Origin of the sequence: Faecalibacterium sp. I3-3-33 (assembly GCF_023347295.1) — a bacterium.
Taxonomy (GTDB): Bacteria; Bacillota; Clostridia; order Oscillospirales; family Ruminococcaceae; genus Faecalibacterium.
Window position 1 is genome coordinate 2,732,086 of the sequence record NZ_CP094469.1, and the last position, 17,683, is coordinate 2,749,768.

Consider the following 17,683-nt stretch of genomic DNA (forward strand, 5'->3'; position numbering starts at 1 on the left):
ATCACCTCAACACGTTATAAAGCAGGCAGGAAGCCCCGTAAAGCAGATACACATGGGCCGGGTAGAACCAGTAGAACAGCTGCTTGTGCCCGCTGCCGCGCTGCCCGTTGTACAGCAGCATCAGCACCACCGCCGCCACCCCGAACCACTCGTAGTAGTCGGTGAACATCTGCGTCCAGACAAAACCCTCCTGTCGGCAAGCCATCCCAAAGGTCAGCGCAAAATCACACAGGAAAACAGTCAGCGCCCATGCCGTCAGCTGCACTTTGCGCCGTCCACGCAGGGCATACAGCAGCACGCCGCCCAGCAAAAAGCTCCAGCCGCCGTCCGTAATGCTGCTCCACATGGGCAGCGGGCTGGTGATGACAAAGGCCACGACTGTCGAAGCAATGGACATTTCCTGCACCCCGGGGAAAAGCAGCAGAAATATCACTACCACATACGGCCAGCATAAAACGGCGGCAATGGCAGCAATGCCCTTTGCCAGCTTCTTCTCCCGCAGCCAGTCGATGCCCTGCCAGACGATGCACAGCAGCATCAGATCCTGAAAAATAGCGTTCAGCGGGTAGAAGCCATCCCCGCGCCGGAATGCTTTGGCGTAGATCATAAAGAATTCCAGCGCTGCCATGGCTGCACCGATAGCCCAGATGCGGATAAAATACCGCTTGCGGTCATGGGTGTGGGCAAAGCCCTCCACCGTGCAGAACAAAAACAGCGGCGCACTGAGCCGCCCCAGCATACTGAACACCGTCGGGATGCAGCCGGTGAACTCGAAGAAATAATGAATGTGGTCCAGTACCATCAGCACCAGTGCAATGGTCTTGAGCTGGGTACCGTCCAGCCCCTTTTTTGTCAATTTTTCCATACAGACTCTCCTTTCTTTGTGCATCCAGTGTAACAGGAAAATCTGTAGAAAGTATAAGGTTTTTCTTTATGATACTATTTTTTGCTCCGAAACGCAACAAAAAAGCCCCGAGACTTTCATCTCAGGGCTCTTTGTTAAGTCGGCGACTACCTATTTTCACAAGCCGTTTCCAGCTAACTATCTTCGGCACAAGTAAGCTTAACTTCTGTGTTCAGAATGGGAACAGGTGGAACCTTACCGTCATCGACACCGACCGATTTGACTGAATCAGTATAACACATTTCTGTGTTTCTGTCCAGTATTTCTTAGAAGGACGTGCCTTCAAAACTGAATAATCACTGCTAACATTTTTTCGTTGACTTAAAAGTCTCAAGCGAATTGTGGTCAAACCCTCGACCTATTAGTACACGCTTGCTGAATGGATCGCTCCACTTACACATCGTGCCTATCAACCTTGTAGTCTTCAAGGGGTCTTACTTGTTTGAAACAATGGGATATCTTATCTTTGGGTCGGCTTCACGCTTAGATGCTTTCAGCGTTTATCCGATCCGTACATAGTTGCCCAGCTATGCCCTTGGCAGAACAACTGGTGCGCCAGAGGTACGTCCGCTCCGGTCCTCTCGTACTAGGAACAGCTCCCATCAAATATCCTGCGCCCACGACAGATAGGGACCGAACTGTCTCACGACGTTCTGAACCCAGCTCGCGTACCGCTTTAATTGGCGAACAGCCAAACCCTTGGGACCGAATACAGCCCCAGGATGCGATGAGCCGACATCGAGGTGCCAAACCTCCCCGTCGATGTGGACTCTTGGGGGAGATCAGCCTGTTATCCCCAGGGTAACTTTTATCCGTTGAGCGATGGCATTTCCACTCACATACCACCGGATCACTAACTCCAACTTTCGTTACTGCTCGACCCGTCAGTCTCGCAGTTAGGCTCGCTTCTGCGTTTGCACTCTTTTGCTTGATTTCCGTTCAAGCTGAGCGAACCTTTGAACGCCTCCGTTACTCTTTAGGAGGCGACCGCCCCAGTCAAACTGCCCACCTAACAATGTCCCCCGCCTTGATTCAAAGGCGCAGGTTAGAATTCCAATATCGCAAGGATGGTATCCCAACGGCCACTCCACAAATGCCAAAGCACTTGCTTCCCAGTGTCCCATCTATCCTGTGCATGCAACATCGAAACCCAATATTAGGCTACAGTAAAGCTCCATGGGGTCTTTCCGTCTTGTCGCGGGTAACCGGCATCTTCACCGGTACTACAATTTCGCCGGGCGGGCTGTCGAGACAGTGCCCAAATCATTACGCCTTTCATGCGGGTCAGAACTTACCTGACAAGGAATTTCGCTACCTTAGGACCGTTATAGTTACGGCCGCCGTTCACTGGGGCTTCGATTCAATGCTTGCACATCTCCTCTTAACCTTCCAGCACCGGGCAGGCGTCAGCTCGTATACGTCATCTTTCGATTTAGCACAAACCTGTGTTTTTGGTAAACAGTTGCTTGGGCCGATTCTCTGCGGCTCTATCTCTAGAGCACCCCTTCTCCCGAAGTTACGGGGTCAATTTGCCGAGTTCCTTAACAACCCTTCTCCCGTTGGCCTTAGAATCTTCTTCCTACCTACCTGTGTCGGTTTGCGGTACGGGCACCGCAGAAATACACACAGCTTTTCTCGCCATCTTCCATCCCGGACTTCGGTACTAATTTCCCTCGATCGCTACCGGAACCAACACCCGGCTCCGAGACTTCAAATGTGTCCCTGTGTTTAACTCTTTTGGTGGTGACGGAATCTCTACCGTCTGTGCATCGGCTACGCCGTTAGGCCTCACCTTAGCTCCCGACTAACCTGGAGCGGACGAACCTTCCTCCAGAAACCTGAGGCTTTCGGCCATGCAGATTCTCACTGCATTCGCGCTACTCATTCCGGCATTCTCACTTCTATACACTCCACAGCCGCTTGCGCTACTGTTTCACCGCGTATACAACGCTCCCCTACCCAATACATTACTGTATTGCCTAAGCTTCGGTGTCAGGTTTAGCCCCGTTAAATTCTCCGCGCAAAGACGCTCGACCAGTGAGCTATTACGCACTCTTTGAATGTGTGGCTGCTTCTGAGCCAACATCCTGGTTGTCTACGTATCTTCACATCGTTTTCCACTTAACCTGACTTTGGGACCTTAGCTGTAGATCTGGGCTGTTTCCCTTTTGACAATGACATTTATCTGACACTGTCTGACTCCCAAGCATCAATACTCTGGCATTCTGAGTTTGATAAGCTTCGCTAACCTCTCGGCCGCTAGGCTATTCAGTGCTTTACCTCCAGGTATCTAACTTGAGGCTAGTCCTAAAACTATTTCGGGGAGAACCAGCTATCTCCGGGTTCGATTGGAATTTCTCCGCTACCCACAGTTCATCCGCCGCCTTTTCAACGGAGGTCGGTTCGGTCCTCCATGGAATTTTACTTCCACTTCAACCTGACCATGGGTAGGTCACCCGGTTTCGGGCCCATTGTATGCAACTTAACGCCCTTTTCAAACTCGCTTTCGCTTCGGCTCCAGACCTTAAGTCCTTAACCTTGCTGCATACAATCGCTCGCCGGACCGTTCTACAAAAAGTACCCTATCACACATTGACGTGCTCTAGGTGCTTGTAGGCACAGGGTTTCAGGTTCTTTTTCACTCCCCTCCCGGGGTGCTTTTCACCTTTCCTTCACAGTACTATACGCTATCGGTCACTGGGTAGTATTTAGGGTTGGAGGGTGGTCCCCCCGTATTCCGACCAGGTTTCACGTGTCTGGCCGTACTCTGGATCCTGCGCAGCTCTCTCCGTTTTCACCTACGTGGTTCTCACACTCTCTGACCGGCCTTCCCATGCCGTTCGGTTAACAGATTAAGTCCTAAAAGCAGTCCGTACCCCGGAAGTATTTCTACTCCCGGTTTGCCCTCTTCCGCGTTCGCTCGCCACTACTTACGGAATCTCGTTTGATGTCTCTTCCTCGCCCTACTTAGATGTTTCAGTTCAGGCGGTTCCCTCGATATACCTATTTTTAAGTTCAGTATAACGTACCTGAGTATGAACCCAGGTGAGTTTCCTCATTCAGAAATCTCCGGATCAATGCTTATTTGCAGCTCCCCGAAGCTTATCGCAGCTTATCACGTCTTTCATCGGCTCCCAGTGCCAAGGCATTCGCCCTGCGCCCTTGTTCGCTTGACCTTTCAAACGTTCTTTTAAGAACATTTGGTATCCTCTTGATTCTCTCTTGCCAACGAAGATTATTGTTACCCTTCCTTTTGAAATTGTAATATTTCTTAAAAAAGAACTTACTATAATCTTTGTTTCGCAGTTATTATTCAGTTTTCAAGGTACGTCTTGGTGATGTCCCTCAAAGCCCGGTCTCCCGGAACTCTGATTTTCATCACATGGTGGGCCAAAATGGACTCGAACCATCGACCTCACGATTATCAGTCGTGTGCTCTAGCCAGCTGAGCTATTGGCCCATGTGGTGGAGATTAAGGGAATCGAACCCTTGACCCCCTGCTTGCAAAGCAGGTGCTCTCCCAGCTGAGCTAAACCCCCACATAAGGTTTTGAGTAACCCCTTTTTCAGGGCCCTCAAAATCGAACAATATCTACTCAAACTTTAACTTGTCACCTGTTCCAATGACCGACCATCTTAGATGCTCTGCCATTGCCTGACTCCTTAGAAAGGAGGTGATCCAGCCGCAGGTTCTCCTACGGCTACCTTGTTACGACTTCACCCCAATCACCAGTTTTACCTTCGGCGGCGTCCTCCTTGCGGTTAGACTACCGACTTCGGGTCCCCCCGGCTCTCATGGTGTGACGGGCGGTGTGTACAAGGCCCGGGAACGTATTCACCGCAGCATGCTGATCTGCGATTACTAGCAATTCCGACTTCGTGCAGGCGAGTTGCAGCCTGCAGTCCGAACTGGGACGTTGTTTCTGAGTTTTGCTCCACCTCGCGGTCTTGCTTCTCTTTGTTTAACGCCATTGTAGTACGTGTGTAGCCCAAGTCATAAAGGGCATGATGATTTGACGTCATCCCCACCTTCCTCCGTTTTGTCAACGGCAGTCTGGCCAGAGTCCTCTTGCGTAGTAACTGACCATAAGGGTTGCGCTCGTTGCGGGACTTAACCCAACATCTCACGACACGAGCTGACGACAACCATGCACCACCTGTCTCTGCGTCCCGAAGGAAAGTTCTGTTTCCAGAACCGTCGCAGGATGTCAAGACTTGGTAAGGTTCTTCGCGTTGCGTCGAATTAAACCACATACTCCACTGCTTGTGCGGGCCCCCGTCAATTCCTTTGAGTTTCAACCTTGCGGTCGTACTCCCCAGGTGGATTACTTATTGTGTTAACTGCGGCACTGAAGGGGTCAATCCTCCAACACCTAGTAATCATCGTTTACAGTGTGGACTACCAGGGTATCTAATCCTGTTTGCTACCCACACTTTCGAGCCTCAGCGTCAGTTGGTGCCCAGTAGGCCGCCTTCGCCACTGGTGTTCCTCCCGATATCTACGCATTCCACCGCTACACCGGGAATTCCGCCTACCTCTGCACTACTCAAGAAAAACAGTTTTGAAAGCAGTTCATGGGTTGAGCCCATGGATTTCACTTCCAACTTGTCTTCCCGCCTGCGCTCCCTTTACACCCAGTAATTCCGGACAACGCTTGTGACCTACGTTTTACCGCGGCTGCTGGCACGTAGTTAGCCGTCACTTCCTTGTTGAGTACCGTCATTATCTTCCTCAACAACAGGAGTTTACAATCCGAAGACCTTCTTCCTCCACGCGGCGTCGCTGCATCAGGGTTTCCCCCATTGTGCAATATTCCCCACTGCTGCCTCCCGTAGGAGTCTGGGCCGTGTCTCAGTCCCAATGTGGCCGTTCAACCTCTCAGTCCGGCTACCGATCGTCGCCTTGGTGGGCCGTTACCTCACCAACTAGCTAATCGGACGCGAGGCCATCTCAAAGCGGATCACTCCTTTTCCCTCTGGTCGATGCCGACCCGTGGGCTTATGCGGTATTAGCAGTCGTTTCCAACTGTTGTCCCCCTCTTTGAGGCAGGTTCCTCACGCGTTACTCACCCGTTCGCCACTCGCTCAAGAAAGCAAGCTCTCTCTCGCTCGTTCGACTTGCATGTGTTAGGCGCGCCGCCAGCGTTCGTCCTGAGCCAGGATCAAACTCTTTATAAATGATATTTATCACTTAAAAGTGTTAAATCTTGTTTCGCTCAGCACGCAATCGCTTGCGTCCTGTGTGAATTACTTTTGTTTGGAATTGTTTAACGTGTTTTTCCAACACGAAAATAGGTTCCGTTACAAGTTCTTTCGATATTGTTCAATTTTCAAGGTCCTGTGCGCCTTAGCCTTGCGGCTGACGACTTGATTATTTTACCACAGAAGCGGTTTTTTGTCAAGCTTTATTTTTTAGAAGCTTTTGAAGTTTTTGAACTTGGAGCGCTTCGTACATCTCAGTGTCAACTGGTGTTTTTCAGCGTCTATTGGTTCTTTTCAAGGGCTTCCTGCTGGGACTTCAGAAGTCATTCTTTTGTCTCAGCGCTTGGCGCTCAAGTATAATACCACACCCCGGGACAGTTGTCAACACTTTTTGACATCTTTTTTCCAATTTCTTTGCGGAGCAGAAAACGCCTCTGTTTTTCTCCTATTATAATAGCCGCCTTTTCTTGACAAGGCGGCGGGCAGAACGTATTATGGAGTCATTCCAGTATCCTGTATGATGTAGTTATCCTTATTATATAAAGGAGAAGTGCCATGTCCTGTGTCAACATCCGCGGCTGCCGCATCGGGGAGGGCTGCCCCAAGGTCATTCTGCCCATTGTGGAGCGCACCGAAGCTGCTATTCTGGAAAAGGCTGCGCAGTTTTCAACCTTGCCAGCCGATTGTGTGGAATGGCGGGCAGACTGGTTCGAGGGCTTTCAGTCCCCCGCTGCCATTGCCCGCTGCGTACAGAAGCTGCGGGTCGCCCTGCGGGACAAGCTTCTGCTGGTGACCTTCCGCACCAAGGCAGAGGGCGGCGAGCAGGCGCTCTCCCATCCCGAATACCTTGCCTTTCTGCGCCTGATCCTCGACACCGACTGCGCCGACCTGCTGGACATTGAATTCTTCACCGCCGGGGCAGACCTGCCCAAACTGGTGGAGCAGGCGCACTCCGCCGGGGTGGCGGTGGTGTGCTCCAGCCACGATTTTGCCAAGACCCCGCCCCGGGCAGAGCTCGTCTCCCGCATGGTGCAGATGCAGCAGGCCGGAGCCGACCTACCCAAGCTGGCCGTAATGCCCCGGTGCCGCAGCGATGTGCTGGAGCTGCTGGCCGCTACTGCCGAAATGGCCGACCTTCACCCGGAAACGCCGGTCATCACCATGAGCATGGGGGCGCTGGGCGCGGTGAGCCGTCTGGCTGGGGAGGCCTTCGGCTCTGCCATGACCTTTGCCAACCCCGGGCAGGCAAGTGCACCGGGGCAGGTATCGCTGGACATCGTAAATGAAGTGCTGAATGCACTGCATTTGTAACCAACAACTCGGAATTGTGCGCCCAGAAAAGGGCGAGTAGTCTAACAGGTGGAATGCCTGTCCGGTAAGGTCTAACCAACCGCCAGTAGCGAGTCTTGAGTGGCTGTCAGTAATGGAAGTCGCTAAGCGTGTTACTGAGAACGGAGTGAACCGTAACCGAAACGTTGTACAACCTTTACAAATTCGTCCATTATCATTGCTATTTTTTGATAAAAAGAGTATACTTTAAAGCACTAAACACCGGGAGTATAAAATTATGAACACACACTCATCCGGATATTACAGCATAGACAAAGACTATAATATCCTAAGCTATAACGACACTGCCAAACAACTGTACCCCAATCTCCAGCCGGGAGTGAAATGCTATAAGGCACTTATGGGGCTTGATTCCCCATGCCCGCCCTGCCCTGTAGCACTGGGGATACAGGGGCCAAAGACCTACCTGGATCCGATCCGTCATATTTATGAGACAGTTGATGCAGTAGAGACGGTACAGCCCGACGGTAGCAGAGGACATGCACTTGTATTCAGCACAGTAGCCGAAGGAGAAAGTCTGTCAAAGTCTATTCCCACAGGTGAGAACTCTCTCCGTCTGCTGGGTGCCATCAACCTGCTTGCTTCTGACTACATGTCTGTTTATGGCGTAAACCGGGAAACCGGGAAAATCTCCGTATATCGTTCCAGATTTACTGATGCTTTTGCGGATATTAAAGATAATGCAGACTATACGCTGTCATTTGATTTTCTCATCCAGAAATATGTTCATCCGGATGAGCGTTCCTATGTGTCCAGACACCTGAATTATGAAACCCTGCTGGAAAGACTTTCTCAGGAAGCCTCTTTCAAATTCCATTTCAGGGTTGTCACAGATACTGTCCATTACTATTATCTGCTCATTGCCAGAAACGGAAACGCCGATGACTATCGGGATTTCGTAATTGCAGTGGCCTGTGAAGACAATGATGTGACAGCACGCAAAATCTATGAAAATCAGCTCCACTCTCTTCTGGCATCCATTACCCATGCTGCCGGCTACTTTCATTTCGACCTTACAGATGATAAGATTCTGAAGGTCGGAGGCACTTCTGCCCTGGCCTATAAGATAGATGCTGACGCTTCCATTGACCATTTTATTGCAGAGACTGCTGTTTTTATACCGGCATTAAAGGACAGAAACGATTTCATCAACGCATTTTGCCGCAGTTCCCTGATGAAAAGCTACGAGGACGGTCAGGTAGAGGTCACCAGAGTTTCCCGCTGTCTCTACGATGACAATATAACCAGGCTTTCCAAATATGTGACAAGACTGCTGCTCAATCCTTCCAATAACCATCTGGAAGCAATCCTCTACGGTGAGGATGTCACCAGAACACAGGAAGCCTATGAGACACAGGTAAGTATTGTCCAGACACTGAGCAGCAACTACCTGAACGTATACCTGATCAACCCCAGAGAAAAAACTCTCTCTGTGATCAAGCAGGAAGACCACGATGTCCCTGATCCGGACAAAAAACACAGCAATACATACCCCTATGATCTTTTCCTCTCAGACTATATCCGGCAGCGTGTATATCCGGATGATCGTACAATGCTGGAAGAATCACTGGAACTGGGTAATGTAATGAGTGTTTTGTCCGGTCAGTCCGAATACAAGGGAAATTACCGGATAAATGACAGGGATGGTATCCATTACTATCAGTTCCGCTTTATCAAAAACGAAGACTCTGGTATCATTGTTCTGGGATTTTTGAATGTGGACGATGTGGTGGAATCAGAAATCAGGCACCAAAAGCTTCTCAAAGAAGCTCTTGATACTGCCGAACGTGCTAATGCAGAGAAATCCAATTTCCTTTCCCGTATGTCCCACGATATGCGTACGCCGCTGAATGGAATCATTGGTCTGCTGGAAATTGATAAAAAGCACGAAAATGATATCGGATTCCTGAAAAGTAATCGTGAAAAAGCATTCATTTCAGCCAGTCATCTGCTCTCTCTTGTCAATGATGTGCTGGATATGTCCAAGATCGAGGAGGGTGGACTTGTACTCAGCCATGAACCTTTTGATCTGATCAGATATGAAAAAGAGACACAGATGCTGATTGATATGCAGGCACAGAAAAACGGCATTGATTTCACCGTTCATATCGCACCGGAGATATACGAACATCCCTTTGTATACGGCAGCCCTCTGCACCTCCGTCGTGCCATGATGAATATTTACAGTAACTGTATCAAATACAACAGAGAAAATGGGACGATCCATACGGAGATCCATGCTCTCCCTTCCCATGATCATACGCTGGTCTGCAGATGGACGATCTCTGATACGGGAATCGGCATCAGCAAAGAATATCTGGAGAAGATCTTTGAACCCTTTACTCAGGAGAATATGGATGCCCGAAGTGTATATCATGGCACCGGACTGGGTATGAGCATTGCCAAAGCGCTATTTGAACAGATGGGTGGTACCATTGAGATTTCCAGTACTCCGGGTATCGGAAGTACTTTTGTGATCACTTTGCCATTTGAAGAGGCAGAAGAAACGGATATCTCTTCTGAGCCAGAATCTGAGCGAAACTCCATTCAGGGCATAAAGATCCTGCTGGCAGAGGATAATGAAATAAACAGAGAAGTGGCACAGGTACTCCTTGAAGAGGAAGGTGCTGTGGTAACTGCAGTATCCAATGGCAGGGAAGCTGTAAAACTTTTCTCCCGTCACCCCGAGGGGACATTTGATGTGATACTTATGGATATTATGATGCCTCTGATGGACGGATACGAGGCCACACGCCAGATCCGGAAGCTTGACAGGACGGATGCTTCTTCCATTCCCATCATCGCAATGACCGCTAATGCTTTTGCAGAGGATGTACGCCATGCACTGGACTGTGGTATGAACGCACATCTAGCCAAACCACTGGATGTAGAAAAAATGATCCATACGATTGCCTGTTACTGTTCAAGGGTATGCATAAGTCATTGTAAAAAGTGACGAATTTTTATTTTTTTATTGTTGATAATCATGTTCAGCAGAAAAAACTGTGTTTATAGTTTTTTCTGCTGTTCCTTTTCTGAAAGCTTATACACAAAAGAGTTAAAGTCCTCACGTTTTTTGTGTTGGTGCCGGAAATACCATCATCGGCGTAGATAACGGCAAATTCCAGTTTGTCGCACACCCTGCCTAAAACATAAACCGGAACGATCTTCCCTTTTTCGGGTGGATCGTTCCGGTTTTTATGTTATATTGAAAATCGTTTTATGCCAGCTTAGCTTCCAGACGCTCACGGATGGCCTTGATAAAGCCCTCGCTGTCCACGGCGGTGGGGGTGATGCCCTCTGCCAGACCGCACAGGTCCTTGGTCATGATGCCCTCGTTCAGGGTCTGCAGGCTTGCGGCTTCCAGTGCCTCGCCAAAGTGCACCAGCTCCGGCAGGTTGTCCAGCTCGCCGCGCTTCTTGAAGGCGCCCGACCATGCAAAGATGGTAGCCATGGGGTTAGTGGAGGTCTTTTCGCCCTTCAGGTACTTATAGTAATGACGGGTGACGGTGCCGTGTGCGGCCTCATACTCATACTTGCCGTCCGGGCTGACCAGCACACTGGTCATCATGGCCAGCGAACCAAAGGCGGTAGAGACCATATCACTCATCACATCGCCATCGTAGTTCTTGCAGGCCCAGACAAAGCCGCCCTCGCTGCGGATGACGCGCGCCACGATATCGTCAATCAGGCTGTAGAAATAGGTGATGCCGGCAGCTTCAAACTTTTCCTTGTACTCGGCGTCGTAGGTCTCCTGGAAGATATCCTTGAAGGTGTGGTCGTACTTCTTGGAGATGGTATCCTTTGCGCCGAACCACAGATCCTGCTTCACGTCCAATGCGTAGTTGAAGCAGCTGCGGGCAAAGCTGCGGATGGAATCATCCTTGTTGTACTGACCCTGCAGCACACCGGCACCCTCAAAATCAAAGACGGTGGCACGCTGCTGGCTGCCGTCTGCGCCGGTGAACACCAGCTCGGCCTTGCCTGCACCGGGAATGCGGAACTCGGTGCACTTATACACATCGCCGTAGGCATGGCGGGCGATGGTGATGGGCTTTTTCCAGTTCTTGACCACCGGCTGGATGCTGTCGATCATAATGGGTGCGCGGAACACGGTGCCGTCCAGCACGGCGCGGATGGTGCCGTTGGGGCTCTTCCACATCTCATGCAGCTTGTACTCCTCCACGCGCTGGGCGTTGGGGGTGATGGTGGCACACTTGACCGACACGCCGTACTTCTTGTTCGCAAGAGCGGCATCCATGGTCACCTGATCTGCGGTGGCATCGCGGTTGGGCAGACCCAGATCGTAGTACTCGGTCTTGAGATCCACAAAGGGGAGGATCAGCTCGTCCTTGATCATCTTCCACAGGATGCGGGTCATCTCGTCGCCGTCCATCTCCACCAGCGGGGTCGTCATCTTGATCTTTTCCATAGCAGGGTTCCCTTTCCTCTATTTGTTGTGTATTTTATGCCCCATGCAGGGGCGTTCCGGTTATTTGCGGTAGGCGGCTGCCAGCTTTTCAAAGGCGGGCAGGCTGCGCTTTACCTTTTCGGTGTCGATGCAGTAGGCAAGGCGCACATAGCCCTTTACCCCAAAGCTGTCGCTGGGCACCAGCAGCAGGTCGAATTCCCGGGCTTTCTGGCAGAAGGCGTTGGCGTCCTCCTCCAGTGCCTTGGGGAAGATATAGAAGGTGCCGCCCGGGCGCTCCACTTCAAAGCCCAGCGCGGTGAGCTTCTGGTACAGCAGCTCCATATTGGTCTGGTAGACCGAAAGGTCACTGGTCACCTTCTGGCAGCGGCTGACCGCCCGCTGGATGATGCTGGGCGGGCAGTTGTGGCCGGTAAAGCGGGAGATCTGGCTCATCATGTCCACAAGGATATCCTCCCCCTCGCACCCCGGGCGCACCGCCACATAGCCCAGACGCTCGCCGGGCAGGCTCAGGCTCTTGGAGTAGGAGAAGCAGGTCAGGGTGTGGGGGTAGAACGCCGCCGGGTAAGGCACGGTCTTGCCATCAAAAACGATGTCCCGGTAGGGCTCGTCACTGACCAAGAAGATATTGTGTCCGTACTGGGCGCTCTTTTCGGTCAGAATCGCCGCCATGCGGGTCAGGGTGTCGGCGGAGTAGACCACGCCGGTGGGGTTATTGGGGGTGTTGATGAGCACACAGGTGACCTTTTCGGTCAGCATCTGCGCAAAGGCATCCAGATTAGGCTGGAAGGTGGGTGCCTGCGGGGGAACGACCCGCAGCACCGCGCCGGTGCCCGCCACATAGGGGCCGTACTCCGGGAAGTAGGGCGCAAAGGTCAGCACCTCGTCCCCGGGCTGGGTCACCGCCCGGATGGCGTGGGCGATCGCACCCGCCGCGCCGGTGGTGGGGAAAATGTGCTTTTGCGCATAGGGCAGACCGAAGGTCTCGGTCAGATGCGCCGCCACAGCGGTGCGGAAGCCCGGGTCGCCCTGACTAGGGCAATAACCGTGCAGGCTTACCGGCTCTTCCTGTGCCAGCAGGGTCTGCATGGCGGCAGTGAACTCCGGCGGGCAGGGCACGCTGGGGTTGCCCAGTGAATAATCGAACACGTTCTCGCTGCCGATCTGGGCAGCGCGCTGTCTGCCATACATAAAGGTCTCGCGGATGACGCTTTTGTTGTTCAGCATGGCGCGGTAGGTCTCGTTCAGCATACTACTTTCCCTCTGCTTTCCTTATATCTGCACAGAGCCTGTGCGGGGCGGCTCCCCCCTCATTTATGAGCCGCAGCCGTATAGCTCTGTTCCAGCTTGATGATGCAGTTATAGGTGGGATCCTGCTCTTTGATGAACTGCTCCATCTGGGTCAGCAGCTCCACCTTGTCCCCGGCATAGCCCGCAGGGAGCACCAGATCGAAAAGCACATTGGTGTGGGTCTTGCCCGGCACGATGCGCAGGTCGTGCAGTGAGAGCGCCGGGTCCAGCTGGCGCAGCTTTTCGGTCAGGCGGCTGCGCAGCACCCCCACGGCGGCGTCCGAGGTAACGATGGGGTCATAGTGGATGGTCACCATCAGATGGTCGTGCTTCATAAAGTCCCGCTCGATGTTGTCGATCAGGTCGTGCGCTTCCAGCGGGTCCTGCTCAGCGGGCAGCTCCACATGGATGGACGCAAACTGATGGCCGGGGCCGTAGTCATGCACCATCAGGTCATGTACGCCCAGCACGCCGGGATAACCCATCACGGTCTGTTCGATATGCTCCACCAGATCCTCGCTGGGGCTTTCGCCCAACAGCGGGCTCAGGGTATCCATCACCAGTCCCCAGCCGGAGATCAGGATAAACACCGCCACACCCACGCCCATCAAGCCGTCCAGCACATCCCAGCCGGTCACCCGGCAGAGGATGGCAGCCACCAGCACGGCAGCGGTGCTCAGCACGTCGTTGCGACTGTCGGCGGCGGTAGCGATGAGGGTCTCGGAGGAAATGATACGTCCAATGGTTCGGTTGAAGCCGCTCATCCACAGCTTGACCAGAATGGATACCACCAGCACCGCCACGGTCAGCCAGCCGAACTGCACCGGTGTGGGGTGCAGCACCTTGGTGACTGATTCCTTCAGCAGGGAGAAGCCGATGCCCAGAATGGTCACGCTGACCACCAGACCCGCCAGATACTCAAAACGGGCGTGGCCGTAGGGATGCTCAGCATCCGGTGCCTTGGCGGCCAGCTTGAAGCCCACCAGACTGACGATATTGGAGGAAGCATCCGAAAGGTTATTCAGCGCATCGGCGGTGATGGCGATCGAGCCGAACAGGGTACCTACCACAAACTTGCCCAGACAGAGCAGGATATTGCACACCATGCCCACCACACTGGCCAGATTGCCGTAGGCGGCACGGACGCGGGGATCCTGCGGAGAATTGGGACGGCGTATAAACAGACGGATCAAAAGCTGCGTCATAAAAGCTCCTTTCAGGCTGCGCATTTTCAGCGCACCCAATGTCCTTCTAGTATAGCATTTTACTTTATGGTTTTAAAGGCGTTTCAAAAATTTCATCCCATTACGCCGGATATCAAACCGGGTTGCAGCACAAAAGCCCCGGCGGCCGTTGCGGTCGCCAGGGCTTTTCGGAGATTTCGGGACTGTCTGTTCACAGTCTCTTGTAATTAAGGAGGAGTGCGCAGGTTTTTATCACAGGATCGGGCTTTCAAGGTCGCCGGTATCGGCAATGCCGTGCTTCTCGGCGTAGCCGGTCAGCATCAGGGTCAGCGCGCCGTCACCAGTCACGTTGCAGGCGGTGCCGAAGCTGTCCTGCAGGGCGAAGATAGCCAGCATCAGAGCCGTACCGGCGTCGTCGAACATCAGGACACCGGTGATCAGACCCAGAGAAGCCATGACAGTGCCGCCGGGCACGCCGGGTGCGCCGATGGCGAAGATGCCGAGCAGCAGGCAGAACAGGATCATGGTGCCAACGCTGGGCAGCTTGCCGTACAGGATCTTGGAAACGGTCATGCAGAAGAACACCTCAGTCAGCACAGAGCCGCACAGGTGGATGTTGGCAAACAGGGGGATGCCGAAGCTGACCATATCCTTACGCAGGACCTTGCTCTTGCGGGCGCACTCCAGCGCCACACCCAGCGTAGCGGCACTGGACATGGTACCGACAGCGGTCAGGTAAGCGGGGCCGTAGTGACGCAGCACTTCCCAGGGATTCTTGCCGGAGTAAGCACCGGCCAGCAGGTACAGCACAGCCAGCCAGATGTAGTGGCCGGCCATGACAATGACAATGATCTGCAGGAAGGCGGGCAGCTGATGGGTGATGGTGCCCTCGTAGCTCAGGCCGCAGAAGGTGGCGGCAATGTAGAAAGGCAGAACGGGGATGATGACCTTGCTCACGATGTCCAGCACGATGTTCTGGAACTCGGCCAAAAAGTCGCAGGTCAGCTTGCTGTTGGTCCAGGTGGCAGCCAGACCCACCAGAACGCTCAGCACCAGAGCGCTCATAACGCTCATGATCTGGGGAATGTTCAGTTCAAAAACGACGCCCGGCAGCTCGCGCAGACCGGCAACATTGTTGTCGATGGACAGGTGAGGGATCAGGCCGTAGCCGGCGCCCATGCTCATGAAAGCGGCGCAGACAGAGGACACATAGGCGATGACGATGGCCACTGCCAGCAGGCGGGAGGCGTTTTTGCCAAGCTTTGTAATGGACGGGGCAATGAAGCCAATGATGATCAGCGGCACACAGAAGGTGATGAGCTGACCCATGATATACTGCAGGGTCACCACAACGCCCATGGTGTTCTCGTTGAACAGCTGACCAAGGATGATACCAACAAAAATACCCAGCAAAAGCCGGAAGGGCAGACTATTGAATAGCTTTTTCATAACTTTAGTACCTCTTTTTTTTGCCCCGGAAAGGGGCCGGGTGGGGAGACTCATTCCGTCTCCGGGAGGTGTTTGTTCAGCATCAGATCAAGGATCACGCTGTCGCTGGTGCCGTGGGTGCTCAGGGTGGCAAAGTTGTCCAGCGTATACTCCACATTGTGCTCCACGATGCCATCGGTGCTCTGCACCCGCACACCGCGCACGCCCATGGCAGCTGCCTGACAGGCGGCGTTGACGCAGGTGGAGATCTTCAGTGCACAGTCGGCCTTTGCGCCGTCGCATACCATGCCGGTGATGTTGCCCACCATGTTCTGGATGGTGCAGCATACCTCGTGGTAGCCGCCGCCCAGCAGATAGGCAATGCCGCAGGCTGCGCCGGTGGCAGCAACCGTTGCACCACAAAGGTTGCTCAGGCGGCCAAACTTGGCCTTGATGCGGATCGCGATCAGGTTGGAAAGGGTCACGGCGCGGAGCATCTTCTCCTCGTCGATGTCCAGCCAGCGGGCAGTTGCCACAACAGGCATGGTAGCCGTAATGCCCTGATTGCCGCTGCCGGAGTTTGCCACCACCGAAACCGGCGCGCCTGCCATGCGGGCGTCCGCACCGGCCGAAGCGATGACCATGGCGTTGGTGGTCAGGTCACGGGTCATCAGACCCTTGCGACAGTTCAGTTCCAGATTGCGGCCAATGGCAAGGCCGTATTCCTTGGAAAGACCCTCGTTGCTGATAGTCGTGTTCACCTGTACGGCGCTGCGGATGATGTCGATGGGGTCGTGCAGGGGGTCCAGCTCCTCAGTGCAGTAATCCCAGATGGAGCGGACGGTCAGAAATTCTGCGATCTGCTCCGGGGTCACCACATCACTGTCCCCTGCTGCGGCGGGGTCGGTGTGCTGCTTGTCCAGCGTCGCCACGCCGTCCTGCTCCACCAGCACCACGTTGGTGTGCAGGTCGCGCACCACTGCACGGCCGGTGTGGCCGTCAGAAGTGACAAGCACTTCAACGTAGAGCTTCTGCGGCACCTGTGCCACCTCTACCTTGACCTTGCCTGCCTTGACAAGGGCTGCGGCTTCCTCCATCTGCCCCCGGGGCACATAGTTCATGACCTCCAGCAGGTGGACGGGGTCACCGCCTACGGCACCAATGGCGGCGGCGTAATCCATGCCCTGATACGAGGTGCCCGGAATGCCTGCCGACATGGCGTTTTTGATAATATTGATGCTGGCGCGGACGGTCACGGCTTCTACCCGTGTGCTGCCCGCCTTGCGGAGTGCTGCGCCCGCCTCTGCGGCGGTGAGAGCGACTGCGCCGGGCTCCGTACAGCCCGTGGCCAGCTCCATCTCACTGTTCAGGATGCGAACGAACATCTGTTTATCCATTTGGTTCACCGTTTCTTTTCCTCCCGCGCGGGGGAACTTACTTTACAGCAATGCACTCGATCTCCAGCGGAGCGTCCTTGGGCAGCTTGCCCACCTGCACCGCACTGCGTGCGGGATAGGGCTGCGCAAAGTACTCGCCGTACACCTTGTTCATCTCTGCAAAATCGTTGATGTCCGCCAGAAACACCGTGGTCTTGACCACATTGGCCAGCGTCATCTCCTGCTGTGCCAAAATGGCCTGGATGTTCTTGAGGGACTGTGCAGTCTGGGCGGCGATGCCTTCCGGGATCAGGCCGGTGGCCGGATCGATGGGCAGCTGCCCGGATACATAGACGGTCTGCCCCGCAGTGATGCCCTGCGAATAAGGGCCGATGGCAGCGGGAGCATTGGGGGTAACGATCACCTGTTTCATCCGATTTTCTCCTTTTCCATTTGTCGGCACTGAAATCAATTTTCCGAAAAAGACTTCCCCCGGCCGGGGGAAGTCTGTCCCCAAGGGG

Annotated in this window: 9 protein-coding genes, 2 tRNA genes and 3 rRNA genes; 2 read left to right on the forward strand and 12 right to left on the reverse strand. The window is 53.6% G+C overall.

Annotated elements, in window-relative coordinates:
* Position 1: 1 nt before the first annotated feature.
* From MTP39_RS12790 to MTP39_RS12815, 6 genes are all read right to left on the reverse strand, one after another.
* Positions 2-865, reverse strand: coding sequence for a TraX family protein (locus MTP39_RS12790; RefSeq protein WP_249240808.1), 864 nt, complete (start codon positions 863-865; stop codon positions 2-4).
* 137 nt (positions 866-1,002) lie between these two features.
* Positions 1,003-1,119 (reverse strand): 5S ribosomal RNA (gene rrf, locus MTP39_RS12795).
* A 126-nt stretch (positions 1,120-1,245) separates the two neighbouring features.
* Positions 1,246-4,080, reverse strand: a 23S ribosomal RNA gene (locus tag MTP39_RS12800).
* 207 nt (positions 4,081-4,287) lie between these two features.
* Positions 4,288-4,364, reverse strand: a tRNA-Ile gene (locus tag MTP39_RS12805).
* A 3-nt stretch (positions 4,365-4,367) separates the two neighbouring features.
* Positions 4,368-4,443 (reverse strand) — tRNA-Ala (locus tag MTP39_RS12810).
* A gap of 127 nt (positions 4,444-4,570) precedes the next feature.
* Positions 4,571-6,081 (reverse strand): 16S ribosomal RNA (locus MTP39_RS12815).
* Together the 16S, 23S and 5S rRNA genes with 2 tRNA genes alongside form the textbook arrangement of a ribosomal RNA operon.
* A gap of 579 nt (positions 6,082-6,660) precedes the next feature.
* Between MTP39_RS12815 and aroD the strand changes: the two genes are divergently transcribed.
* Complete coding sequence (aroD, locus tag MTP39_RS12820; RefSeq protein WP_249240809.1) at positions 6,661-7,416, forward strand: type I 3-dehydroquinate dehydratase; 756 nt, start codon at positions 6,661-6,663, stop codon at positions 7,414-7,416.
* A gap of 256 nt (positions 7,417-7,672) precedes the next feature.
* Entirely contained in the window at positions 7,673-10,411 is a 2,739-nt protein-coding gene (locus MTP39_RS12825; RefSeq protein ID WP_249240810.1) for a response regulator, read from the forward strand.
* A gap of 264 nt (positions 10,412-10,675) precedes the next feature.
* On the opposite strand, the gene MTP39_RS12830 is transcribed toward MTP39_RS12825, so the two are convergent.
* From MTP39_RS12830 to MTP39_RS12855, 6 genes are all read right to left on the reverse strand, one after another.
* The gene (locus MTP39_RS12830; RefSeq protein WP_005925517.1) at positions 10,676-11,887 is read right to left on the reverse strand and encodes an NADP-dependent isocitrate dehydrogenase; all 1,212 of its coding nucleotides are present in this window, start codon (positions 11,885-11,887) and stop codon (positions 10,676-10,678) included.
* 60 nt (positions 11,888-11,947) lie between these two features.
* Positions 11,948-13,135 carry a pyridoxal phosphate-dependent aminotransferase gene (locus MTP39_RS12835; RefSeq protein WP_249240811.1) on the reverse strand — a complete coding sequence of 396 codons (1,188 nt, stop codon included), beginning with the start codon at positions 13,133-13,135 and terminating at the stop codon, positions 11,948-11,950.
* A 59-nt stretch (positions 13,136-13,194) separates the two neighbouring features.
* Entirely contained in the window at positions 13,195-14,379 is a 1,185-nt protein-coding gene (locus MTP39_RS12840; protein WP_117950226.1) for a cation diffusion facilitator family transporter, read from the reverse strand.
* A gap of 231 nt (positions 14,380-14,610) precedes the next feature.
* Positions 14,611-15,807, reverse strand: a complete 1,197-nt coding sequence (locus MTP39_RS12845; protein WP_249240812.1) for a dicarboxylate/amino acid:cation symporter — start codon at positions 15,805-15,807, stop codon at positions 14,611-14,613.
* A gap of 50 nt (positions 15,808-15,857) precedes the next feature.
* Positions 15,858-17,183 carry an L-cysteine desulfidase family protein gene (locus tag MTP39_RS12850; protein ID WP_249242065.1) on the reverse strand — a complete coding sequence of 442 codons (1,326 nt, stop codon included), beginning with the start codon at positions 17,181-17,183 and terminating at the stop codon, positions 15,858-15,860.
* Between the two features lie 37 nt (positions 17,184-17,220).
* Positions 17,221-17,595, reverse strand: a complete 375-nt coding sequence (locus MTP39_RS12855; protein WP_249240813.1) for a RidA family protein — start codon at positions 17,593-17,595, stop codon at positions 17,221-17,223.
* Positions 17,596-17,683: the final 88 nt, after the last annotated feature.